The organism is Methanoregula sp. (genome assembly GCF_049510175.1).
GTDB lineage: Archaea > Halobacteriota > Methanomicrobia > Methanomicrobiales > Methanospirillaceae > Methanoregula.
The window spans coordinates 22,057-44,762 of the sequence record NZ_JBEKZF010000009.1; the positions used below are offsets into that span (position 1 = coordinate 22,057).

Consider the following 22,706-nt stretch of genomic DNA (forward strand, 5'->3'; position numbering starts at 1 on the left):
CTACATCCTCCTGTCCAGTTCATTGTGCACTACGGTAATCGTGTGATCGGCATGCAGGCACTTGGGCCCCACCGAATATCTCGGGCATTCCCGGATCAGTTCATTCTCCGCTTCCGTGAAGTTCAGGTGATCTGAGAGGAGGTATGCCCCCGGCAAATCCTGTACCGTCCGTATGTCCGTGCCCGTCTCGTCGAGGATCGCGAACGGCAGGTCCTTGATGAGCCGTTCGAGGCCGCCTTTCCGGATGGAGACACCGTCCGCCGCCTCGCGGAACTCGCTGCCGCAGGGGACGTCGATCACCTTCTTGATCAGGGCACCCGCACTCCGTTCGTCCGGTGAGAGCGAGCGGACGGATGCCCCGGAGAACTTCACGGTCTTCGGTCCCGACGGCGCCCCGAGGAGCACGAGATAGCAGTCCACGTCCCGCCTCATGTCATGCGAGAGGAAGAGCGATGCGTTCACGCACCGGCAGAGGACGTCCATGCGGCCACCGCTCCCCGGCAGGTCGTTGAGCGTGAAACTCCCGTCGGTCCGGGCACCGTGCCCGATAATGGCAAATGCGGTCATTTCACTGCATTCCGGAGAAGCGTTTCATCAGGCGCTGCATATTGAACTTCCCGCCGCTTGCGCCCCGCAGGCCCTTGAGGGTCCGCTGCATCATCTTGTAGTATTTCAGGAGTTCCCGCACCTCGTCGGGAGTCGCCCCTGCCCCGTGGGCGATCCGCTGCATGCGGGAACTGCTGATGAGCGAGGGGTCGTCCAGCTCATTCGGCGTCATCGAGTCCATGATGATCCGGTAGCGCACCATTTTCGTGCTGGTGACGTCGTAGACGCCCTCGGGCAACTGCATGTTCCCGAGCGGGAGCATCCCCATGATCTGTTTTAAGGGGCCCATCTTGTTCAGGGCCTCGAGCTGCTTGTACATGTCGCGGAGGGTGAACTTGCCCTTCATCATCGCGTTGACGTCCACGTCCTCCGGGTTGATCGCTTCGTTCGCCCGCTCCACGAGGGCCTTTAAGTCTCCCATGCCGAGCAGCCGGGAGATAAAACCGTCGGGGTCGAACCGCTCGAGGTCCTCGATCGTCTCCCCGCTGCCGATGAACGCGATCCCGCTCTTGGTCTCGGCAACGGCTGACATCGCACCGCCGCCTTTTGCGGTACCGTCCATCTTCGTGATGATGACCCCGTCGATCCCGATCGCCTCGTGGAACCGCCGGGCCTGTTCGCTTGCCTGCTGGCCGAGCGCCGCATCGATCACGAGCCAGCGGTGGGTCGCTTTCGTCAGCACGTTGAGCTCGATGATCTCCCTGATGAGGCCGGCCTCGAGCGCATGACGGCCCTGCGTATCGATGATGATGAGTTCCTGCTCCTTCAGGGCCACCAGACCTTCCCGGGTGATCTTCAATGCGTCCTTCTCGAGCGGGTTCCCGAAACAGGGAACATTGATCTTGGTACAGAACGTGGAGATCTGGTCAAAGGCGCCAGGCCGGAACGTATCGGCACAGATCACCCCGACTTTCATGCCCTTCTTCTGGAAGTAGCGGGCAAGCTTCGCGGTGGTCGTGGTCTTGCCGCTCCCCTGCAGGCCGGCCATGAGAATCATCTGGGGTTCGAGCCGGACCTCGGTCGAGGCCCAGACCAGCCGGACAAGCTCCTGGTACACGATGCGGAGCACGTGCTCGCGGACGTTCATGCCCTTGGGGGGCTCCTCATCGAGCGAACGGGTGCGGATCGCTTTGGAAAGCTCCATGACGAGCTTGACGTTGACATCCGAGGAGATCAGCGCCCGCTGGAGGTCTTTCACCAGCTCGTCGACCGCAGCCCGGTCGACCACCGTCTTGCCGGCGAGTTTCTTGAGGGCGTCCTTAAGGGAGGTGGAGAGCCCGTCGAGCATCAGGCGCCTCCTTCCAGCAGCTCGTCGACCACTTTCTCCGGTTCGAAGGGCATGATATCGTCATAGGCCTGCCCGATGCCGAGGAACATCAGCGGTTTCCCGATCGTGTGGGCGATCGAGATTGCAGCACCTCCCCGGGAGTCCATGTCGGCCTTCGTCAGTACCACAGCATCCGCCCCCACGATCTTGTCGAACTCGAAGGCCCGGGTTACGGCATCGTTGCCGGCAACGGCCTCATCGACATAGACGACGAGATCGGGCTTCATGACCCTTTTGATCTTTTCAAGCTGGCTCATCAGGTTCGCCTTGTTGTGGAACCGTCCTGCCGTGTCGGCAAGGACCACATCGATCTTATGAGACTGGGCATACTGCACCGTGTCGAAGAGCACGGCCGAGGGGTCCGCACCTTCCTTGTGCAGGATGATCCGGATCCCGAGACGTTCGGCATGCACGCTGATCTGTTCGTTTGCCCCGGCCCGGTAGGTGTCACCGGCACCGATGACAACCGTGAACCCTTCCTTCTTGAGGTATGCCCCGATCTTCGCAACAGTCGTGGTCTTCCCGGTACCATTGACACCGGTAAAGAGGATCTTCACCGGGCGTTCGTGCTTCGAGATATAGTCCCTGAGGTCGAAGCCTGTGCCCAGTACGCCCAGCAAGGCAGATCTCAGGGCGTACACCACGAGGGCATCCACGGATTCCCCGATCTTCCGGTGCTTCCCGACAAGGTTCTTCTCCACGCTGTCGATGATCGCATCGGTTGCCGGGAGGGCGACATCGCTCTCAAGAAGGGTCATCTCCAGCTCCGAGAGGGCATCGTTCACGTCCTTTTCCGAGACGATCAGTTCCCGCTCCGTGATCAGGACCCTGACTTTGTCAGCAAAGGTCGGCGATGCGGGTACGGATGCTGCAGCTCCGGCCGGTGCTCCTGCCTGCTGTCCCGGGAGCTCAGCAGGTGCCTTCTCCGCGGCCTGCGGTGTGTCTCCTGCTGCCTGGATGCTGCTGCCGAGCCGGTCCCGTGCCGCCCGCAGCTTTTCGCGAAGACCCCCGAACATGGATGTAATAGCTCCGATCAGCCCTGATCCTGCCCGGATGCCATGGCCTGCTGGTATCCCGACTCGATCCGTTTATTGATCTCGTTCATCTGGGCCCGGAGCCGGTCGAGCGTTTCTGCCACCTTCTTCTCGGAGGCTTCCATCTCCATGATCCGCTCTTTTAAGAACTCCACGGCGTCCTTGTTGGAACGCTCGACAACGACTTCCGAGCCGATTGCGAGGAGGACTTTCTCCGGTTCCAGGACCTTTGCCCGGACACTGGTCCCGCCGCCGATCTGGAGGAGGACCGTCCCGTCTTCCGTGACGAGCATCTCTTCGAGAGACTCGATAGCGGCGTGCGCCTCCATCCTCCCGTTCTCCAGCAGTTGCAGCTGGTTGACAAAGATCTCTGCCTGCTGCCCGTATTCCTGCAGGTAGTTCTGGAGCATCATCAGTTCGCGCTGGTCCATTGGTGCATTTTTATCTGCCAAAATCCGCCACCTCATAAAAATATGTCAGTAACGTGTGAGTTGTGACTCCGGATATGTATGTTCTCCACCCCAATAAATACATCATTGCACGAAAAGACCTTACTGTGCAGGAGGTCCCTGCCGGGCAAAAAGCAGGAAGTCCTGTTTACGGGTTCCTGCCGGGACCCGTTCCCGAAAACCGGTACTTACCCTTCGGCACGACAATCTCGAACCGCACGCCTTTGCCGTAGCTCCCCGACTCTTTCATCGCAAACCCGGTGATGGCCAGGATCTCCCGGCTCAGGAACAGGCCGAGGCCCGTGTTCTTCCCGAACCCTTTCTCAAAGATCCGTTCCTTTTCCTCTTCGTGAACGCCGACCCCGTCGTCCTCGTACACGATAGCAATATCACCACGACCATACTGCATGGGGGAGAGGGTGATGTTCCGCACCCGTTTCCCGTGGAGGAGGGAGTTGTCGACCAGGTTCTCGAAGACCTTGCCGAGAAGGGGATCAGCATAGACTTCGAGGCCATCGAGCGCGAGGGTGAGCGTAATCTCTCCCGTCGACAGGCGGGACTGCAGCTGTTCCGCAACCAGCGTTACGTCCTGCCACTGCGGGGCACGGACGCCGATCTCCTCGTAGTTTTTGGTGAATTCGATCTGGCGGCGGATCGCCTCTGCAGCGTCCTGCTCTTTCTCGATATACCGGAGTACCTCCGGGTCGGTGACTTTCATCCTTGTGAGTTCAAGGAACGTGATGAGGGCCATGAGCTGGTTCCGGATATCATGTCGCGTGATGCTGGAGAGGAGGTTCAGTTTTTTATTGGCAGTCCCAAAGGCGTCTTCCGATGCTGCAAGCCGCTCGTTCACCTCCTTGAGAGCCCGGTTCTGTGTCTCGAGTATGCGATAGTAAGAGTTCATCATCTCGACAATAGATCCGACAACGAACGCGACGATCCCCAGCATCAGGGCCCGGAGAAGGGAGTCCGGGGCGATGTAACCGGCAATTACCCAGCTGACGATGACCTGAAGACCGCCGAAGAAGAGTGCCACCCAGACGGCCCTCCTGCCGTACCACAGCCCGGCGATGACAATGATAAGGTAATAAAAATGCGTGTAAACAATGGAAATTTTCAGGTAATAATGGATGAACAGCTCAAAGAACAGCCCGGTGACGATAAGACTGCCAAGGGCGTAGGGTTTTAATGATCCCAGGAACTTCCACCGGGAGTCCCTGACCCTGCTGAGATCGTTTTGTTCTTCCATACCTGTATACATCTGCTCTGCAGGGATTGTTGACCTGCTTTTTTAAATAATGATGGTCAAGAGCAGGCCTGGCTTGCCGGGATGGGCACGCGGTTTTTCCGGTGGGATGCAGGCCGTTCTCATGAATTTATTAGGAAACACTGACAAAATAGAGGTACGCTCATCCAACAATCCAAGCCGGGAGGGTTGACGTGGAATTCAAGAACAAAGTCCTGATCATCGGTTATGGCGCTGTATGCAGGTGCATGTTCCCGATCCTGCTCCGACATGTGAATATCCCCCTGGAAAATATTACCATCATCGATTTCAAGGACAAGTCGGCGGATCTCAAGGCATGGACCACGCGGGGCCTCCGGTTCTTCAAGAGACGGGTCACGCCCAAGAACCTCAGGGAAGTCCTTGCGGAATACCTGTCGCCCGGCGACATATTGATCGACCTTGCCTGGAACATCGACTGCTGCGAGCTCGTGCAGTGGTGCCACGAGAACCAGGTCCTGTACGTCAACACCTCGGTCGAGGCGTGGGACCCGGATGCCGTCAAGCAGACCGCCAGCCCCTACGAGAAGACCTTGTACTACCGGCAGATGAGGCTCATGGAGCTGACAAAAGACTGGAAAGACGCCACCACCTGTGTCGTTGACCATGGCGCCAACCCCGGCCTCATCTCGCATTTCGCCAAGCACGGCCTCGTCGATATCGCGGATCGGATGATTGCCGATGGGATCGCAAAAGACCCGGACCGGATAAAATCCTTGATCAAGCAGCAGAATTTCGGCGGGCTTGCGATGGAGACCGGCGTCAAGGTAATCCACTGTTCGGAACATGATACCCAGATCTCACGCTCCCCGAAAAAGGTGGGCGAATTCGTCGGCACCTGGTGTATCGAAGGGCTCCAGGAAGAGGGCACCGCCCCTGCCGAGATCGGCTGGGGAACGCACGAAAAGACCCTCCCCCCCATGGCAATTATTCCTCCCGTGGGCCCGAAGAACGGGATACTCCTCCCTAAAATGGGGATCAATACCTGGGTCAGGTCCTGGATCCCCAACCAGGAGATCATCGGCATGGTGATCCGGCACGGGGAGGCATTCGGCATCTCCGACCGGTGGACGGTCTGGCAGGACGGGAAGGCAATCTACCGCCCGACCGTCCACTACGCCTACATGCCCTGCGATGCAACGATCGCGTCCCTTCACGAGCTCCGGGCACGCAACTACGAGCTCCAGCCCAAGATCCGGATCATGAGCGACCGGGAGATCGTGTCCGGCGCGGACATCCTGGGAGCGCTCCTGATGGGACATCCCTACAAGTCGTGGTGGACCGGCAGCATCCTCCCCATCGACGAGGCAAAAAAACTCGCGCCCGGCCAGAACGCGACCACGATCCAGGTCGCGCTCGGCGTGGTCAGCGCGGTGATGTGGATGATCGACAACCCGAAGAAGGGTTTCTGCCTGCCCGACGACCTGCCGCACGAGTTCGTGCTCGACATCGCCAAGCCCTACCTCGGCGAGTTCTGGTCGGGACCCTCTGACTGGACACCCCTCAAGAACCGCGTGGTCTACTTCAGGGAGAACCCGGAGAACAATTACGACCGCGAAGACATCTGGCAATTCAAAAACTTCTTATTCGTGCAATAAATCAATCATATAATGACAAAAACTGCGGTCGACACCAAGAAGAAGCGGAAGAAGAAAGGAACGGACGAGCCGATGACGGTCCACCATATCGGCAAGGCACGCCTCGAACTGCTGCAGGTCCTTGCCCGCGAGCACGGGACCCCCATTTTCGTTATCGATCATGAGAAAATCCGGGAAAACTACCGGGAATTCCGGGTGCACATGCCGGATGTCCAGGTCTATTTTGCCGTAAAGGCCAACTCGAACAAAGAGATCGTGAAGACGCTCTTTGACATGGGATGCAGTTTCGACGTGGCGTCCATGCCTGAATTCATGATCGTATACGAGAACATCAAGGATATGCCCAAGAAGGAGCGACTGGCGTGGATCTGGGATAAGGTTATCTATGCCAACACCATCAAGCCGATCGAGACCCTCGAAGCCCTCGACCAGTACAAGCCTCTCGTCACGTTCGACAACATCTTCGAGCTTAAAAAGATCAAGGAGCACGCACCTCACGCCGGCCTTGTCCTGCGACTCCGTGTCCCGAACACGGGCTCGATGGTCGAGCTCTCCTCGAAGTTCGGGGCACACCCGGGCGAGGCGGTGGACCTGATCATCTCGGCATTCGATATGGGTCTCGACGTGGAGGGGTTGAGCTTCCACGTGGGGAGCCAGTGCACCAACTTCGAGAACTACATGCAGGCCCTGCAGTTGTCGGCAAATATCATCCATGAGGTGGAGTCCCGGACCGGCAGGAAGATCCGGATCCTCGATATCGGCGGGGGCTTCCCGGTCAAGTACCACCCCGGCATCCGGTCCATCCGGACACTTGCAAAGAAGCTGAATGCCGAGATTGAACGGCTGTTTCCGAAGGACATGCAGATCCTCGCGGAGCCGGGCAGGTTCCTTGTCGCCAACACCTGCACGCTCGTTGCAAAAGTGATCGGCAAGGCAGTCCGCGACGGCAAGCCCTGCTATTATATCAACGACGGGGTCTACCACACCTACTCGGGGCAGGTGTTCGACCACATCAATTACCCGGTGCTGCCCTTCAAGGGTGGGGAGACCCAGATCTCCGCGGTCTTCGGGCCGACCTGCGATGCATTCGATACGATCACGCTCTCCGCGGAACTGCCGGAGCTGGACATCGGCGATCTTGTCTATTCTGAAAATATCGGGGCATACTCCCACGCCTCGTCCACGTACTTCAACGGTTTCCCGCCGGCAAAAGTCGTGCATATCAACAAGTGACGGGGCCGGCCCCGAACCAGACCTCCCCCTTTTTTCCGGCTGTTACGACAGACACTCTCATATGCCTCCGGTGCCCCTCCGAGCGAGAGCCTCCGTGTTGATGAGACCGTATGATCCATGGTCCCCTCAGATGCCCGTGCCAGCCATTTGTACATCACCGACACGCCCGCTGACATGAAACCCGACAACGCCCGGGGCATGGTACGGGTTCTTTGCGACACAGAAGCCCGATCATTTATTTACTCCCATGGACTCGCTGCGACACCGGGACCTTACACCCTAACGTGATACCGGGAAAAGACCACCCTGTTAAGAGTGAGAATACTCCTGCTGAACCCGGGATAAATAATTCAGAAGTACGACATTGCGGGGTTTCAATCGTTGGATCGGTAAGGATCAGGCAGTATTCGGTATCCTGCAGAGCTCGTCACGGTTCTTTCCGAACGCATCTTCGGATCGGGACAGGAGGGTACAATCAAGAAAGGAGGCGATGCTCCGCCCGGTTGTGGGGATGATCGCTACGGTCGCTGAAAATTTCCTGATACGGTGGTCTTTTGTAATGAACTGGAACTCAAACCGGTTTATCGCAGGAATCGATCCCCCGCGCAGGAGATGATAGCGCTCCAGCAGTTTTTTACTATCGTCACTATCAATAATGTCGGTCCAGCGCAGAACACCCTCAACCTCATCCTTTGAATATCCGGTCAAATGTGAAAACTCGGTATTGACACGGGAAATCATCATGTCATCATCAAGAACCATGATCGCTGTCCCGGAATATTCAAAGAGAGTCCGGAAATGCAGCACGGTCTCCCGCAGTGCCTCCTCCGCCCGTTTATTTTCGGTGATATCCTCGTAGGTTCCGAGGCTGCCGATAATTCTCCCGCCCGAATCCCGCAGCGGGACTTTGCTGGTCCGCAGCCAGATCCGGTTCCCGTCCGCCGCGGTCTGGGGCTCCTCGTACCCGATTTTCGGTATACCGGTATCAATCACCTTCCGATCATCGGCACGGTACAGCTCAGCCTGCTCCCTCCATGCCAGATCGAAATCTGTCTTCCCGATCAGGTCAGCAGGATCTGAGAAACCGGCGTCGCGGACGAAGGGTTCGTTGCACCCCAGGTACCGGAGGTCCGTATCCTTCCAGAATACCCGGGCCGGAACAGTATTGAGCACCGCAGTAAGCATCTGCTGCGATTCGGCGGTCTGGTGCTGCAGGGAGACCATACGGTCATACTGCCGCCGGAGCTCTTCCTCCTGTGCGGCGATCTGTTTGTATGCCTCCCGGAGTTCTGTCTCTGACTTCTTGCGTTCGGTGATGTCCCGGATCGACTCAATCGCACCGACAACATCGCCCTGCCGGCTGTAGAGTGGGCTCGCCATGACCATGAGCGTTGCCGGCTGTCCTTTCAGGAAGGAAAGAGATGTATCGGCGATCAGGGAATCCTTCTTGTGAAAGATGTGTGCATATTTTTTGGCAATAACATCATCAGGTTCGAAGATCAAATCGATCAGGATTGGTTGCCGCTGCCCGTAGAACGGGATGGCGTACTCGTAATCCCCTTTTCCCAGCATCACCGCTGCTGGAACACCCGTCACCTCTTCAATAGCACGGTTCCACGCGATAATTTTACCGGACCGGTCGATTGCAAAGGTCGCATCCGGCAGGAAGTTGATGATATCCGCCTCGCGCTGCTCATGGTCCCGGATGCTTGCCTCTGCACGTTTCTGCTGGACCGCGTAACGAATCTTGTTTGAAAGCTCGGCAAACTGGCTCCTGGGGTCCCCGCCTTTCTGGAGATAGAAATCGGCTCCTTCATTCAAGGCCTGGATGACGACTTCTTCGCGTCCTCGTCCGGTGAAGAGGATAAACGGGATGGTATTTCCCGAAGATCGTATCATCTTTAAAAATTCGATGCCGTCCATCTCAGGCATCTGGTAGTCGGAAATGATGGCATCATAACTCTTTGTATTCAGATGGGAAAGTGCGGCTGGAGCCGCGGTGACGGTGTCAACGTTGAACTGCCCGCTTTGCTCAAGGAAGAGTTTTCCGATCTCAAGCAGGTCCGGTTCATCATCAACATAAAGGATTGATATCGGGTGATCCGGGTTTGAGTGTGTACGTGAGGGGGGAACGTCGGGAGATGCAAGACCCATAGCAGTTACCGTTGACCCTGGTTTTTATTACAATTACATTCGTTCGGAGAGCACTTACTGGTAAACGCGAAGGAGTATCCGATCTGTAATGGGTGTGAAGTGGATGTGATGCACGCTCAAGAGAGATCGATACTCCAGCAGAATACTAGGAGAGAGATTGTATATTATTATCCGTTCAACGATTACAACACCATTATAATTTTTAATGCCATTATAATGGTCTCCTCGAAGACCCGGTCAGGGATGAATTGTTCCGGAACAGTACCAGAAAAAGCCGGACCGAACGGGATAACTGGAGTTTTCCCATGGCGTCCCGTCATTGTCGTGAGATCTGAGGTACGCACGAAAAAGGAAGGTCCTGCCCGAACGTAAATGTGAGAATGAGATATTTTATATCACAATAAAGATCAAATGGTCGTTCAGGAGGCTTTTTCCCCCCGTTTAACAACCTCATTACAATAAGAATGGTGGAGTATGAACGAGCTCCTGAACGTCATCTCGGCATCGGACAAACGGCGTAATCTCCTGATCCTCCTGAACAGCGGGCCGAATGAATGGGATGATATCAAGAAAATACTCAATGTCACATCCACGGGGATGCTCCCCCAGATAAAAATTCTCGAAGAGGAGCACCTGATCGAACGTGACGGGAGGAAATTTTCACTGACTCCGGAAGGCAAAGTGCTTGCAACCCAGATGGAACCTCTTATCAGGACTATGGAAGTCTTTGACAAGAACCGGAAATTCTGGCAGGAGCACAACCTTGGCGCACTGCCCCTGGAGATCCTCATGGATATCAGAGAACTGGGCGATTACCAGATCCTCGAGAACACTGATGAAGAGATCTTCGATATCAACACGTTTTTAAAAAATATATCGCATTCGACCACGATCAAGGGTATTTCCCACACCGTGCACCCGAAATACCCGAATTTTTTCCTGAACCTCGCAAAGAAGGGTGCCGAATCATCGCTGATCCTCACGCCTGGAGTCTACCGCGTCGTGAAGGAAAAATACCGTGACCTTCTCGAAGAATGGCTGGAGTACAAAAATGCGCATCTCTACGTGCCGGCGAGAGATATCAAATTCTCGTATGTGGTCTCTGATTCGTATTTCTCGATCTCGCTCTTCTATAACAGCGGGGTATTCGATTCGAAAAATGACGTTGTCAGCTTTGACCCGTCGGCGCGGAAATGGGGCGAACGCATCTTTTCCTATTACCTGAAACAATCGAAAAAGATTGAGTCCCTCGATTAAACCGGCACGCAGACCCGGAGCACCAGCCCGACAACCGTTTCCCAGCTGATCACAAATTCCCGCATTTTACGGAACACCAGCTGCGAACTGTTCTCAAACGACGGGGAATAGATCATCAGGAAGACGAGAGTGCTCAGGAACCCGAAGGCAAGGAGGATGCACTCATTCCGGATGAGTGCCTGGAGCAGGGCGTACACCATTACGCAGTAAGATACGAGAAGGATCCCGATCAGGACCCTCTTGGTCTGGCCTTCCCCGAGGCTGACCGGCAGGGTGCGTATACCGGCAGCCAGATCCCCACGTATATCTTTGAAGTCGTTTATGCACGAGGTGATGAAGACCTTCAATCCAAAAAACAGGAAGATCACCGTGACCGCGGCGAGGCTGCTGCACCACTGGCTGACGATGAGGGCAATGGTACCACCCCAGGTCAGCCCGATCACGACATTTTTGACGCCGGCCCCTGCCTTGAAGCGGAGGTTTATTGGGCCAATCCGTATACCGCGGGTATAAATGTACCCGACAATGAAGGGAAAGAACGGAGCGGCCCAGATGCCGTCATGCAGGAGGATCACCGTACCGATCAGGAATGCTGCAAGGCAACCAACCATACCGGCCCTTTTATCGGCGCCGGCCAGTTCGCCCCGGTTCAGGACATCTTCCTTGCACTCAAGGGTGCGATCCAGGGTATACGTTGCATAGACGATCAGGGAGAAGGCGATATACTCGGGGAGTCGTATGGCAATACCCGTGAGGAGAAATGCGACATGCAGGCGCAGCCCCCCGGATATGGCGACAACAGTCGATGAATTCAGCAGTCGTATAGTCGGATTGTCAGAGAATTTCACACCTCATCAAATTTTCACCGGACGCTTTATTATAATCGCATGAAAAATTACAACCCCATTAAAACTCGTCCGGCAGGAAATTGCACCAGGTTTTTTTAGCGTCTGCTGCGTAAGGGTGAAAAAACGCAAACAAACGTTCAGGAATGATCCCTTCAGGGACAACCTTTATCCCGCGGTACCCGGTATTAGTCTCATGTTGGGAGGGAGAAGACGATGGAGACCATGATTGGGAGGGTAACCCACTATTACCCGAGAGTAGGTGTCGCCGCGATCGTCCTTTCGGACCATATTGCCAAAGGTGACCGGATCCACATCCACGGGCCGCATGACGACATTTACCAGACCGTGACATCGATGGAATACGACCACCAGCCGATCCAGGAGGCAGATCCGGGACAGGACATCGGCATCAGGGTAAACGAGCGGGTGCACAACGGGGACCTGGTGTGCCGGGAGAGCTGAGGGCTGCCCGTAGCATTTCTTCTTTTCTTTTTCTGGATAGTTTCGTCACCAAAGGGTTGATGCAACAACCCGAATCTCCAAACTTTATTGCAGTCGGTGTTATTTACATACCGGGAGGGGGGATCCGAAGGGGGATCACCGGCTCATCCAGCACCCATTTTCCGGGAGGTGATGGCAGGGTGGGAAGGCGGTGCGTGATCCGGGCAGCAGGTGATTCCTGCCGGTCCCGGAAGCGTTGGACCCGGAAAAAGGTGGTGGAAAACCGGGACTTCATCTCATTTCAGATGGCGATCTTCCTGAACAGGTACGCCCCGAGCACCGCCATTGCCACCGAAAAACCGCCGATGACCGCGAAGCTGATGACGGGGTTGATCTGCGAGACGCCGGTCAGGCCGTAGCGGATCCCTTCAACCCCGTACGTGAGAGGATCGAGCATCGTGATGGGCGAAAGCCACCCGGGCAGCGAGCTGATGGGAAAGAGTGCCCCCGAGAGCCCGAAGATCGGGAAGATGACGAAGTTCATGATCAGCTGGAAGCCGTTCATGTCCTCCATGGTCGATGCGATCGCGATGCCGAACGCGGTGAACCCGATCCCGATAAGGATCATGAACCCGATCGCGACGAGAAACCCGGCGATCGTTTTGACCGAGAGGCCGATCAGGAGCGACAGGACGAGGATTATGACGCCCTGCACAACCGCGGTCGTCGCCCCGCCGGCGGTCTGGCCGAGCATGATCTCAAGCCGGGTGACCGGGGCGACGAGGGTCTCTTTCAGGAACCCGAACTGCTTGTCCCAGATGATCTGGATCCCCGAGAATACCGATGTGAAGAGGACGCTCATCGCAACCATGCCCGGAATAAGGAACTGGGTGTAGTTCTGGCCGAACCCCGGAATGCTGACCACCGAGTTGAGGCCGAACCCCAGGAAGAGGAGGAAGAAGAGCGGCATGGCGATGCTCCCGATGATCCTGCTTCTCGACCGGATATACCGTTTCATGCTGCGGAGCCAGATGGTGTAGATAATATCCATGTTCTAGTGCCTCCGCATCATCTTCATATGCTGCCTCATGATCTCCGTATTGCCCGCTTCCTGCTCCCGGATGGTTTTTCCCGTGAAGGAGAGGAAAACATCCTCCAGTGTCGGCTTGTGGATCGAGATCGAGCTGATCGGGATCTGCCGGCTGGCAAGAGTCGTGACAATCTCACTGATGTGCTGCTCCGCGTTCCGGAGGCTGATGACCACTTCACCGTCGTTCGTGTCCATGCGGTTGATCCAGGGCTCCTGAAGGGTCCGGGCGATCGCAGCGGTATCCGCCGAAACAATCGTGACTACATCGCCGCCGATCCCGTCCTTGAGGTTCCGGGGGGTATCGAGCGCGATGATCTTCCCATGGTCGATGATGGCGACCCGGTTGCAGAGCCGGTCGGCCTCCTCCATGTAATGCGTGGTGAGGATGATCGTGATCCCCTTCTCCCGGCTCAGGGTCGCAATATACTGCCAGAGATGATTGCGGGTCTGGGGGTCGAGGCCGAGTGTGGGTTCGTCAAGGAAGAGGACCAAGGGGTGGTGGAGCAACCCCCGTGCGATCTCGAGGCGCCGGCGCATCCCGCCGGAGAAGGTCTTGACGATGTCGTCTTTCCGGTCAGAGAGCTCGACCAGTTTCAGGAGCTCGTCGATCCGCTCATTCCGTACTTCCGTTGGGATGCGGTAGAGCCGGCCATGGAAGTCCATGTTCTCCCAGGCCGTGAGTTCTTCGTCGAGGCTCTGGTCCTGGAAGACGATGCCGATGGACCTCCTGACGCCATCCTCGTCACGTTCAACATCGATACCATTGACGGTGGCGGTACCTTCGGTCGGCTTGAGCATGGTCGCGAGCATGGAGAGGGTGGTCGTCTTGCCGGCGCCGTTCGGCCCCAGGAGGCCGAAGATCTCGCCCTGCCCGATCTCAAAGGATATGTGGTCTACGGCGACGAGATCGTTGAATCGCCGGGTCAGGTTCTCTACATGCACTGCAACGGTCATGGTTACGCAATCCTGTGTAAGTCTTCGCGGCACGGCAGGGCAGGTGTTGTTAATCGTGCTTCCGGTCACCGGTCCGCCGCGGGGAATCGGTGATCGCAACAGCGAAGAGAGCCTGATGGCTCTCTTCTCGGGTTCCTGTGTCACACAGCGATGACTGATGGGAGATGAATGCATCAGAATTCTTCGACTTCTGAGTGGTTCATCAGAACCACGACGATGAAAAGGCTGCAAACCTTTGACTCCGCCCCGCTGGAGACAGCCGAAGGCTGTGGAGAAGATATCAATCTTCGACTGCGGCAGCATTCATCGTAACATAAGATATAGTTGTATCAACCCCCCTCATTAAAGGGGCAGGTCTGGTGGCGGGGCACTGTCCCCTCCGTCATCATGTGTTTTTAAAAAATCAATGCAAACGAAGGTTTTTTCCAGAGCCCGTTTCTTTACCGAAAAATAGGGGTTCAGGTCGCGGTACGATAAACGGGCTGCTGCTCCTCGCTCATTGCAACAATATTCCCGGTTTTTTCGAGGAGCCCCGCGAGGTAAGTTGCTGCCCACTCTTCTTTCTCGTATTCCTGGAACGGGCGGTAAGACCCCTGGACCGAACCCTTCTCCTTCTCAAACCGGAGCAGCCCTACCGGGAACCCGCCGGTCTTCACGAAACCATTCAGCTCGGCGATGGGTTGCTTTGAGGAACTGAAGACAAACTTCGTATCATCATAGAAGCCGACCGCTATCGCGACCAGCCATGCCCCCTTCGCCTCGTCCAGCATCTCCTTCACAAGATCGGCAGTATTTCTCATAGTTCAACCACCACAAAATTGCCGTTCATCCTATAAATATGCCGGTGAATGCCTGCAATACAGAACCGTGGCAGGATCGGCCCCGGCCCATCGGGGGAGTCTGCGGGAGATTCCCCCTCCCAGGTGGATTTTTGGGCGGGTTGACCCTCCCTGATAAGAGGGGGGTACCCCTTCTGAATGGGGGGTCCCTACTCCACCACCACCCGTGCCCCTTCATCGAACGGGTTCATCCGCATCGCGAGACTGAAGAGGTAGGGATACGAGCGCTGCAAATATTCCATGTATTTCAGCCACTCGGGCACGAGCCGCGAATAGACTCGTTCCATATCACCAGTGAGATGGGCGATGTCAGAAAGGGGAAGCTGCGAGAGATCGCCCCGGGCCTTCAGCTCCGCCACGAGGTGCGTGACCGCGAGGATCAGGTCCGTGAAGGTTTCGTGCTCGTAGACCATCGGGTTCTCCACAATGCGGAGGAGGAAGTCCTCGTTCTCCCGGAAGAAGACCCGCAGCGCTTCGCGGTCGATGCGGGCGGGATCGATGGTCCCGTTCCAGCCGGTGAGGCTCCCGTGTGCTTCCCGGAACCGTGCCTTGTCCCAGACAAGGCCTGCCGTGATCTGTGCCTGCAGGGGCAGGTCGTGCGGGTCGGCCTTCGCGAGCCGGGCGAGGAGGGGTGTCCCGATCCGGGAGAAGAAGATCCCGATCACCATGTTCAGCTTCTCCAGCCGCTGCCGCCGCTCCCGGGACGAGAGCATCGCATCGATGATGAACGTCACACAGAGGACTTCGACCGGGATAAAGGCAAGGTCAGCGAGGAGGTAAGTGAACAGGTAGTGTGAGTCCTGGAAGATCAGGAAATGGGCAAGCATCAGGAGAAGGGTCAGGGTTACCAGTGCACTACCGGCAAATAATTTCCAGCGGATCTCTTCCTTCATGAGGATATATCCGGTACGGGAGGAGATAAAAAATTTGATAGAACCAACAGTTGACTCATTAAAAACGAGAGAGAAGGTGATAGTTTGTGAAGCTCCCCCGCATCAGGGCCTCTCCGGGGATTGAGTGGTTCATCAGAATGTCGAAGGTCGGCCGATGCCTCGCTTCTCCTCATCGAGGTTCTGACAAACCTCTTCGACCATGAATTCGAGAAGGTCGTGAGAACTTCGAGTCACGGCGGTGCAGGAAGTTTTTTATTGCCGTATTAGTCACAGATCCGCCGTGGGGGCGCCCCGCCGGGGGCGGCCGAAGGCTGTGGAGAAGATTTTCTTCAGAAAATCTTGGACTGCGGCGGCGTCCCTCATAATGGGAAGATATCACTCTCTCAACGAATGCTGAATAGACTCCCCAAGGATATCCTCCGAGGTTTTCAAAAATCCTGCAAAAACAGGAAAGAAATAAAGAAAGTTTTACTCAGCCTTCACAGCCTTGATGCCATCGATCTTGATGTAGCGCCGCTTCAGGTTGTGCTTGCTGCCGATGACGGTGAAGGTGCGCTCCTGCGCCTGCTTCTCGTTGGGTGCCTCGACGATCTTCGTGTAGGGCATCCAGTCCTCGCCCATCCTGAATGTGCCTTTCACTTCAAACTTCTGATCTGCCATAATTCATTCACTCCAGAAAACCAAATACGTCCTCAATCCTGCCCAGTTCAAACCCGCTCGTGGCATTGCCCGCAAGGTACCCCTTCTCGTTCACGAGGAGGCCGGTACCCACGAGGCCGCTGCCCATGTTGATCGAGCCCGTCCCGACCGGGACCTTTGCAACCGCTTCGACCCGTGCGATCTGCTGATCGGTCGCCCGCGGGTGCAGGATCACGCCCTTGTTCGTCGCCACACCTGCCATGCCGACGGTCTTGACACCGCCCAGCACGAGGGAAATGACCTCGACGCCAAGGAACTCGCCGATCGCGTGCATCACGTCGACCGGCATGTCCGGGTGGACTGCGGCAAAGCTATCGTTTGCCATGATCACGTTGCCCGCGGCATTCATCGACTCGTTCAAGAGCATCACCTTGCGGTACTTCTCCAGCATGCCGACTTCCTCTTCCGTGGCAAGCCCCGAGACAACGATCCCCCGGCTGTTGCCGGCAACGAGCGAGCCGATGATGGCGCTCCCCTGGATCGTGGTCTCGACAAGCGTAACGTCAAGGGCCGCCTTCACAGCTGCCTTGAAATCCTCCGGTGCTTCCGGGGGAACAATGGCGATATCGCCGAACACCCGGGCAAAGACCCCGATGTTCGGATCGCCGTTTAACGTGATCGTCCGTTCCATCTTACGATTCCGGTGCAAGTTCTGCCTGGACCTGCCCGTCCTCCATCTTCATGGCACGGACCCGGATCTTTGATGGCGGCTTGGAACTGCCCCGTGCCCATACCTTCTCGTTGATGCCCTGGTCGATCTTGACATCCTCGCTCTTCATGTGCTTGGCCAGGTACTTCCTGATATCCTTGATCGCACCGTTGGATCTCTTCCAGCGGGGCATGCGGCGTGCATCCCTGAGAGGGATCACATAGACGTGCTCTTCCATCTTCTCTGCCATTGTCTACACCTTCAGCGTGCTCTTACGCCAGTTGCGCCGTTTCGGGTGCGCAACCACCGAGCGCTTGGTCCTGACCATTACCCACTGGGGCACGCGCCGGTTCTGGTCGCATGCCTTCGCAAGCCGGATTTTCCTGCCTTTGCTTAGTTTGCTCATCTCTGTTCACCTTGTTATTTATCTTTCCTGCCCACCACGAGCGACTGGTCGTGGTGCTGCGGGAACAGGGAAGCGCAGTCGAGCCCGCGGGCCCGGCACGCCTCCCGGATCTCTGTCTCGTAATCGCCGTTCTGGATCGTCCCCGTTTCCCCGTATTCCACGATGAGAAAACGGTCCACCAGCCGGTCGACTTCGGGCCTGACATAGCCAAGCAGGGGCCGCACGTACGAGCACCCTGTCCGGTTACCCAGGCTCTGGACCGCCGCACGCGAGAGCATCGGGACCCGGTCATTAAACCGTGTGCCGTCCCCGACCACGTTATACTCTCCCGCGAGCGATTCCACGGCCGACTGGTGCACGCGGTTGATGGCATCGTTCGGATACCCCTTCTCCATGACCAGGTCGACCATTTCGTTCAACAATCCTTTCTGAAATACTCGTTTCTTTATGGGAAATCCCAGTGCTTTTGCCGCAGCCTCAACCGAGGGGATCAGGCGGTCCGGGTCGAACACAAACGTGTTGAGTTCGACCTGGTAATACGTACCCAGCATGATTGCTGCAAGGGAACTGTCCTTACCGCCGCTGTACAGCACTCCGGCTTTCATTATTTCCTTGTTATGGAGTAATCCCGCTTGGCAGGCGCGAGCTGCCTGAGCAGCTCCTTGAACTGTGCATCGGTAATCTTCTTCTGCAGCCGTCCGCTCTGTGCGAGCTGGATGAGCTGCTGCTCGACCGAACCGGCGAAATCCGGCTTGGTCAGCTTGATGGTATTCAGGCGTTCCCGTGCATCCGGCTCGAGAATCTGCATGAGTATCATCTGGATCTGAGACTTCTGACGCTGCTGGCGTTCGAGCTCTTCCTGCATACCCTGTTGATCGCCAGCCTGCTGCTGCAGCTGCGCCATCCTGCGTCTGCGGATTTCGTTAAGCTCGTCGTCTCCCATACTGCTACCTCTACTTGGGGGCTTCAGTTTTTTCTGCTTTCTTGCCTTCAGCCTTCTCTTTCTTGGCTGCCGGCTTCTTCTCGCCCTTGGCACCCTCGGCGCCTTCGGCTGCTGCCTTGTCGCCGCCCTTCTTCTTGCTCTTGCCGTCAGCCTTCTTGGGCTCTTCGACAACCGGCTTGGCGCGCTTCGGGACGGGTGCGGGCGGGTTCTTCTTCACATCCTGTGCAAATGCATCGAGGAAGGCCATACCTGCAGGAGAGACTTTCCGGCCGGTCTTGTCGTGGACAAGGAGACCTGCTGCCTCCAGCTGCTGGACAGCCTTGCGCAGGATCGACCCGCTGCCCTTGCGGAACGCGTTGGGCTTCGAGCCGCGGTTCTTGTTACCGCCGTAAAAGCTTCGCATCCTCTCGACGCCCAGAGGGCCGTCGATATAGACGCGTCTCAACACTGCTGCTACCCGTATGAACCACCAGTCGGGGTCTTCCGGCGGCATCTCTTTGTGCACGCCGGTCTTTGCGAAGGCTGCCCAGGCGGGAGGAGTGATCTCCTTCTTCTTCTTGAGCTCCTCGGCAACCCTCCGGATGATGTGGTCAGCGGGGACATCGTATACTGTTGTCATCTACTACCTCACTGTTGAATAATGAAATAACAGTCTTATATTATTTGTGAGGATGGTTCTTATATATTTCCAAGGACATAGGCCCCGACGGATGGGGAAAAGAAGGTGATGGGTGTCCAGCTGTTCCGATAACAGATATTTAATTGCAGTGAAAGCCTCTGCGTTGAAGATTCCTTCGATATCATTATTTCCATTAAGAGGGCTCCCCGCCTCAGGGCCCCTTCGGGGCACGGCGGGGCGAATTACCTGAGTCATCATGAATCTGACCAGCAGGGAAACGCCTCGAGGATTATCACCCGTACTCCCATCCGCAGCGAGAGGGGATGTCAAGAGGGACAATGTCCCGAATGATTGGAGAAATCATCGAAGATGATTTCGTATGCTTGTCAATCCCCACGAGCCGTTATCACAAGGTGGGGTTTGGGGGGAATCTGCATTGTCCACAGGGACAATGCGGGTTCGAGAAAATAATCCGCAGGATTATTTTCGAGTATCAGCCCCCATCAGACCAAGATACCAGTCAGGATACCGGCCTTGATCGCACTCACTTCTCCGCCCGTTTCATCATGCCGATCTGCCGCGGTTTTGCAGGCTTCGTATCCTTTGCAACGTCCTTTCCAGCGTCCTTCGCTGGAGCCTTCTCCGGCACTTTTTCCCGGGATTTGACAGAAGCCCGGGCCGCTGCCTTTGCCGTGACTTTCGCGGGGGCCTTTGCCGTAGTTCCCGGGGTTCCCGGCGCCCGGCCCTTATCCGCGAGCACCATCGTCCTGCCCCGCACTTCGACGAGCCGGGCCTTTGTCTGTGCAGCGATCGCCTCCGGGTCGACCTCCGTGTTCTGGAGCCACTTGACCTTGATCAGCGTGCGCTTCCTGAGCTGGGATACGATCTCATCGATCATCGTCTTCGTGCATCCCTGTTTCCCGATCCAGACGGTCGGCTTGAGGTCCTGCATTGAGTTATTGTTCGGTTCCGGCATCTGGTCTCACCACGCGGTATCGCGTCTTCTTGTTGCAGGAGAGGCAGGTGACCACGACATTGCCACGGTGCACCCGCACCCGCATGTTGCTGCCCGGTACAAGGAACGCGTAACAGTGGTGGCAGTACTGGCGGCGGAATTCCCGGTCGATCCGGACCCGCTGGCGCATCGCGATCTTCCGGGCAAGTTCCACGTAACGGTTGCTCCGTTCCGGGTGTGCCGGGAATGCCTGCCGGGCCTGTTCGAACAATATACTGATACGCTCCCGGGCGATCTTTTTTGTCGCCGGGTTCCTGGATTTCTCTTTCATGTTCCCTGTACCGGCTCCCGGTTGTGGTATACTATCAGCGTCCTGCCTAATAATCTTCAGGATCGTAAAAATCCCGTACTATCGGAGAACTGCTGGTAAGAATGAAGAAAAGAGGGCCTACTTCCGCACCCGCACCTTCCGTCCCACGATCTCCAGCCGGTCCTCGCAGAAGAGCCGGATCGCCTCGGGGAAGCACTCGTGTTCCCGTTCGAGGATGCGGTCGGCAAGGCTCTCCTCGTCATCGTCGTCCTGGACCGGGACGCACGTCTGGAGGATGATGGGACCGCCGTCCAGGCTCTCGTCCACGAAATGCACTGTGCACCCCGAGACCTTCACGCCGTGGAGCACTGCCTGTCGCTGGGCGTGCAGGCCGGTAAAACTGGGGAGGAGAGCCGGGTGGATGTTCATCATCCTCCCCGGGAAGGCCCGGACGACCTCCGACCCGAGGATGCGCATGTAGCCGGCAAGGACATAGAGGTCCGCCCTGGCCTCCTGCATTGCGACGAGCAGGGCCCGCTCATATGCCTCCCGTGTGGGAAACGCAGCAAAATCGACCATCCGGACCGGGATGTGTGCCTTCTCTGCCCGCTCGATCGCGTAGGCCTTCGGGTTGTCTGTGATGAGCGCAACGCAGCGTGCCGGCACCTTCCCCGCGGCGATGGCATCGATCACGGCCTGGAAATTCGAGCCCCGGCCGGATGCGAGGACTGCAATACGTTTTTTCATGCACTCAATCTCCTGCACTTCACGTCTGGCTGCTGCCGCTCCCGTTCGCAGCACGGGTAATGATCTTCACCTTCACGATACGCCGTCCGTGCATCTGCATGACGACAAGGGTCACCCGCCCTGAATCGATCTCCACCTTCTCCCCGGGGTGTTGGGGCAGGTGGCCGAGCCGGTCGATGACGAGGCCCCCTACGGTCTCGTAGGATTCATCCACCGGCAGCCCGAGGTCCATCCGCTCGTTGATATCCTCGACCCACATCTGGGCGTCCACGACAAAGACGCCCGGCGAGAGTTCCTGCACCTCCGGCTCCTCCTTGTCGTACTCGTCCATGATATCGCCTACGAGCTCCTCGAGGATGTCCTCAACGGTCACAATCCCGACGAAACTGCTGTACTCGTCGATCACGATCGCCATCAGCACCCGGTGGACCTGGAGCTCCTTCAACAGGTCGTCGATCTTCTTGGTCTCCGGCACGAACATGGGATCGAACATGATCTCCTTGATCGTGGAGCTCTTCCGGTGGGAGACCATGGCAGAGAAGACATCCTTGACATTCAGGATACCGGTGATGTTGTCGATGCGGTCGTGGTAGACCGGGATCCGCGAGAAACCCGTCTCGTTGAAGATCCGGATCGCCTCCTCGAACGTCACGGTGTCCTCCATCAGGATCACGTCGACCCGTGGGGTCATGATCTCGCGTACCGTGGTGTCGCCGAACTCGAGCACCGAGTAGAGCATGTCCTGCTCGCCCTGCTCGATCGTGCCCTCTTCCTTGCCGACATCGATCCACTCCTTGATCTCCTCTTCCGTGACCGCCGGTTCCGAGACTTCCTTGCCGATCCCAAAGCTCGGGCTCACCCGCTCCACGAGCCAGACGACCGGGGAGAATATGCGGGAGAGGAAGAGGACGATGGGGGCAATCGTGAGCGGGAACGAATCGGATGCCCGGGCCGCGTAGATCTTGGGGCCGATCTCGCCAAAGATAAGGAGGACAATCACCACAAAGCCGGTAGCGATGCCAACCCCGATATCACCAAACGCCTGAATCGCGATTGCTGTTGCGAGCGATGCGGCCGTGATGTTGACGACCGTATTGCCGATCAGGATGGTGATCAGCAGGTGTTCGGGCGACTCCTTTAAGGCTGCAACCGCCTTCGACCCCGGCTTCCCCTCGTTGACGAGCGTCCGCACCTTCGCACGGGTGATACCGATAAGGGCGACTTCAGAACTGGAAAAAAACGCGGAGAGAAGGATACAGATGATGAAGAGAAGAATTTCTAGGGCATCCTGGATCATCGGGTTTCACAACGTGCGGGTGCACGCATATCTTTACCGCGGGAAAGCGGGGGATTTCACAATCATATTCGGG

The 22,706-nt window shown here is 56.9% G+C and carries 27 protein-coding genes; 5 read left to right on the plus strand and 22 right to left on the minus strand.

Annotation, left to right across the window (positions count from 1 at the left end):
- The 5 genes from trmY to ABSG49_RS10865 all read right to left on the minus strand — a co-directional run bounded on the left by trmY (position 1) and on the right by ABSG49_RS10865 (position 4,665).
- The gene (gene trmY, locus ABSG49_RS10845; RefSeq protein ID WP_424026146.1) at positions 1 to 567 is read right to left on the minus strand and encodes a tRNA (pseudouridine(54)-N(1))-methyltransferase TrmY; all 567 of its coding nucleotides are present in this window, start codon (positions 565 to 567) and stop codon (positions 1 to 3) included.
- Position 568: 1 nt separating this feature from the next.
- Positions 569 to 1,894, minus strand: coding sequence for a signal recognition particle protein Srp54 (locus ABSG49_RS10850; protein WP_424026147.1), 1,326 nt, complete (start codon positions 1,892 to 1,894; stop codon positions 569 to 571).
- A complete protein-coding gene (gene ftsY, locus ABSG49_RS10855; protein ID WP_424026148.1) occupies positions 1,894 to 2,949 on the minus strand; it encodes a signal recognition particle-docking protein FtsY in 1,056 nt (351 codons plus the stop codon). The genes ABSG49_RS10850 and ftsY overlap by 1 nt, the downstream gene beginning before the upstream one ends.
- A gap of 17 nt (positions 2,950 to 2,966) precedes the next feature.
- On the minus strand, positions 2,967 to 3,419 hold the full coding sequence (pfdA, locus tag ABSG49_RS10860; protein WP_424026149.1) for a prefoldin subunit alpha: 453 nt from the start codon (positions 3,417 to 3,419) through the stop codon (positions 2,967 to 2,969).
- Between the two features lie 145 nt (positions 3,420 to 3,564).
- Positions 3,565 to 4,665 carry a sensor histidine kinase gene (locus tag ABSG49_RS10865; RefSeq protein ID WP_424026150.1) on the minus strand — a complete coding sequence of 367 codons (1,101 nt, stop codon included), beginning with the start codon at positions 4,663 to 4,665 and terminating at the stop codon, positions 3,565 to 3,567.
- A 191-nt stretch (positions 4,666 to 4,856) separates the two neighbouring features.
- On the opposite strand from ABSG49_RS10865, the gene ABSG49_RS10870 reads away from it, so the two are divergent.
- Both ABSG49_RS10870 and ABSG49_RS10875 read left to right on the plus strand, forming a co-directional pair.
- The gene (locus ABSG49_RS10870) at positions 4,857 to 6,299 is read left to right on the plus strand and encodes a saccharopine dehydrogenase NADP-binding domain-containing protein (protein WP_424026151.1); all 1,443 of its coding nucleotides are present in this window, start codon (positions 4,857 to 4,859) and stop codon (positions 6,297 to 6,299) included.
- Between the two features lie 12 nt (positions 6,300 to 6,311).
- The gene (locus ABSG49_RS10875) at positions 6,312 to 7,532 is read left to right on the plus strand and encodes a type III PLP-dependent enzyme (protein WP_424026152.1); all 1,221 of its coding nucleotides are present in this window, start codon (positions 6,312 to 6,314) and stop codon (positions 7,530 to 7,532) included.
- A 396-nt stretch (positions 7,533 to 7,928) separates the two neighbouring features.
- Here the strand turns inward: ABSG49_RS10875 and ABSG49_RS10880 are convergent, their stop codons facing one another.
- Positions 7,929 to 9,686 carry a PAS domain S-box protein gene (locus ABSG49_RS10880; protein ID WP_424026153.1) on the minus strand — a complete coding sequence of 586 codons (1,758 nt, stop codon included), beginning with the start codon at positions 9,684 to 9,686 and terminating at the stop codon, positions 7,929 to 7,931.
- 474 nt (positions 9,687 to 10,160) lie between these two features.
- Here ABSG49_RS10880 and ABSG49_RS10885 point away from each other — a divergent pair, with 474 nt between their 5' ends.
- Entirely contained in the window at positions 10,161 to 10,943 is a 783-nt protein-coding gene (locus ABSG49_RS10885) for a helix-turn-helix transcriptional regulator (RefSeq protein ID WP_424026154.1), read from the plus strand.
- Here ABSG49_RS10885 and ABSG49_RS10890 read toward each other — a convergent pair.
- Positions 10,940 to 11,791 carry a UbiA family prenyltransferase gene (locus ABSG49_RS10890; RefSeq protein WP_424026155.1) on the minus strand — a complete coding sequence of 284 codons (852 nt, stop codon included), beginning with the start codon at positions 11,789 to 11,791 and terminating at the stop codon, positions 10,940 to 10,942. The two genes, ABSG49_RS10885 and ABSG49_RS10890, sit on opposite strands and share 4 nt — an antisense overlap.
- A gap of 213 nt (positions 11,792 to 12,004) precedes the next feature.
- Here ABSG49_RS10890 and ABSG49_RS10895 point away from each other — a divergent pair, with 213 nt between their 5' ends.
- Positions 12,005 to 12,253 carry a translation elongation factor-like protein gene (locus ABSG49_RS10895; protein WP_424026156.1) on the plus strand — a complete coding sequence of 83 codons (249 nt, stop codon included), beginning with the start codon at positions 12,005 to 12,007 and terminating at the stop codon, positions 12,251 to 12,253.
- Between the two features lie 280 nt (positions 12,254 to 12,533).
- Here ABSG49_RS10895 and ABSG49_RS10900 read toward each other — a convergent pair whose 3' ends face one another.
- The 4 genes from ABSG49_RS10900 to ABSG49_RS10915 form a co-directional block, all read right to left on the minus strand.
- The gene (locus ABSG49_RS10900; RefSeq protein ID WP_424026157.1) at positions 12,534 to 13,283 is read right to left on the minus strand and encodes an ABC transporter permease; all 750 of its coding nucleotides are present in this window, start codon (positions 13,281 to 13,283) and stop codon (positions 12,534 to 12,536) included.
- A gap of 3 nt (positions 13,284 to 13,286) precedes the next feature.
- Positions 13,287 to 14,276: an ATP-binding cassette domain-containing protein gene (locus tag ABSG49_RS10905; protein WP_424026194.1), complete on the minus strand. Its 990-nt coding sequence runs from the start codon at positions 14,274 to 14,276 to the stop codon at positions 13,287 to 13,289.
- 458 nt (positions 14,277 to 14,734) lie between these two features.
- On the minus strand, positions 14,735 to 15,076 hold the full coding sequence (locus tag ABSG49_RS10910) for a hypothetical protein (RefSeq protein ID WP_424026158.1): 342 nt from the start codon (positions 15,074 to 15,076) through the stop codon (positions 14,735 to 14,737).
- A gap of 188 nt (positions 15,077 to 15,264) precedes the next feature.
- Positions 15,265 to 16,008, minus strand: coding sequence for a hypothetical protein (locus ABSG49_RS10915; protein ID WP_424026159.1), 744 nt, complete (start codon positions 16,006 to 16,008; stop codon positions 15,265 to 15,267).
- A gap of 120 nt (positions 16,009 to 16,128) precedes the next feature.
- On the opposite strand from ABSG49_RS10915, the gene ABSG49_RS10920 reads away from it, so the two are divergent.
- Complete coding sequence (locus tag ABSG49_RS10920; RefSeq protein WP_424026160.1) at positions 16,129 to 16,275, plus strand: hypothetical protein; 147 nt, start codon at positions 16,129 to 16,131, stop codon at positions 16,273 to 16,275.
- A gap of 201 nt (positions 16,276 to 16,476) precedes the next feature.
- Here ABSG49_RS10920 and rpl18a read toward each other — a convergent pair whose 3' ends face one another.
- The 11 genes from rpl18a to ABSG49_RS10975 all read right to left on the minus strand — a co-directional run bounded on the left by rpl18a (position 16,477) and on the right by ABSG49_RS10975 (position 22,633).
- Positions 16,477 to 16,668, minus strand: a complete 192-nt coding sequence (rpl18a, locus tag ABSG49_RS10925) for a 50S ribosomal protein L18Ae (RefSeq protein ID WP_424026161.1) — start codon at positions 16,666 to 16,668, stop codon at positions 16,477 to 16,479.
- A 7-nt stretch (positions 16,669 to 16,675) separates the two neighbouring features.
- Positions 16,676 to 17,338, minus strand: coding sequence for a translation initiation factor IF-6 (locus ABSG49_RS10930; RefSeq protein WP_424026162.1), 663 nt, complete (start codon positions 17,336 to 17,338; stop codon positions 16,676 to 16,678).
- Between the two features lies 1 nt (position 17,339).
- Positions 17,340 to 17,606 carry a 50S ribosomal protein L31e gene (locus tag ABSG49_RS10935; RefSeq protein ID WP_424026163.1) on the minus strand — a complete coding sequence of 89 codons (267 nt, stop codon included), beginning with the start codon at positions 17,604 to 17,606 and terminating at the stop codon, positions 17,340 to 17,342.
- A 3-nt stretch (positions 17,607 to 17,609) separates the two neighbouring features.
- Positions 17,610 to 17,762: a 50S ribosomal protein L39e gene (locus tag ABSG49_RS10940; protein WP_321506882.1), complete on the minus strand. Its 153-nt coding sequence runs from the start codon at positions 17,760 to 17,762 to the stop codon at positions 17,610 to 17,612.
- Between the two features lie 14 nt (positions 17,763 to 17,776).
- The gene (locus tag ABSG49_RS10945) at positions 17,777 to 18,367 is read right to left on the minus strand and encodes a DUF7411 family protein (protein WP_424026164.1); all 591 of its coding nucleotides are present in this window, start codon (positions 18,365 to 18,367) and stop codon (positions 17,777 to 17,779) included.
- Positions 18,367 to 18,705 (minus strand): DNA-binding protein, encoded by a 339-nt coding sequence (locus ABSG49_RS10950; RefSeq protein WP_424026165.1) that lies wholly within the window; start codon positions 18,703 to 18,705, stop codon positions 18,367 to 18,369. The genes ABSG49_RS10945 and ABSG49_RS10950 overlap by 1 nt, the downstream gene beginning before the upstream one ends.
- Positions 18,706 to 18,715: 10 nt before the next feature.
- Complete coding sequence (locus ABSG49_RS10955; protein WP_424026166.1) at positions 18,716 to 19,324, minus strand: 30S ribosomal protein S19e; 609 nt, start codon at positions 19,322 to 19,324, stop codon at positions 18,716 to 18,718.
- Positions 19,325 to 19,868: 544 nt separating this feature from the next.
- Positions 19,869 to 20,300 (minus strand): YhbY family RNA-binding protein, encoded by a 432-nt coding sequence (locus ABSG49_RS10960; RefSeq protein WP_424026167.1) that lies wholly within the window; start codon positions 20,298 to 20,300, stop codon positions 19,869 to 19,871.
- A complete protein-coding gene (locus ABSG49_RS10965) occupies positions 20,281 to 20,610 on the minus strand; it encodes a ribonuclease P protein component 4 (RefSeq protein ID WP_424026168.1) in 330 nt (109 codons plus the stop codon). The genes ABSG49_RS10960 and ABSG49_RS10965 overlap by 20 nt, the downstream gene beginning before the upstream one ends.
- 117 nt (positions 20,611 to 20,727) lie before the next feature.
- Complete coding sequence (gene purN, locus ABSG49_RS10970; RefSeq protein ID WP_424026169.1) at positions 20,728 to 21,336, minus strand: phosphoribosylglycinamide formyltransferase; 609 nt, start codon at positions 21,334 to 21,336, stop codon at positions 20,728 to 20,730.
- A gap of 19 nt (positions 21,337 to 21,355) precedes the next feature.
- Positions 21,356 to 22,633: a hemolysin family protein gene (locus tag ABSG49_RS10975; protein WP_424026170.1), complete on the minus strand. Its 1,278-nt coding sequence runs from the start codon at positions 22,631 to 22,633 to the stop codon at positions 21,356 to 21,358.
- Positions 22,634 to 22,706: the final 73 nt, after the last annotated feature.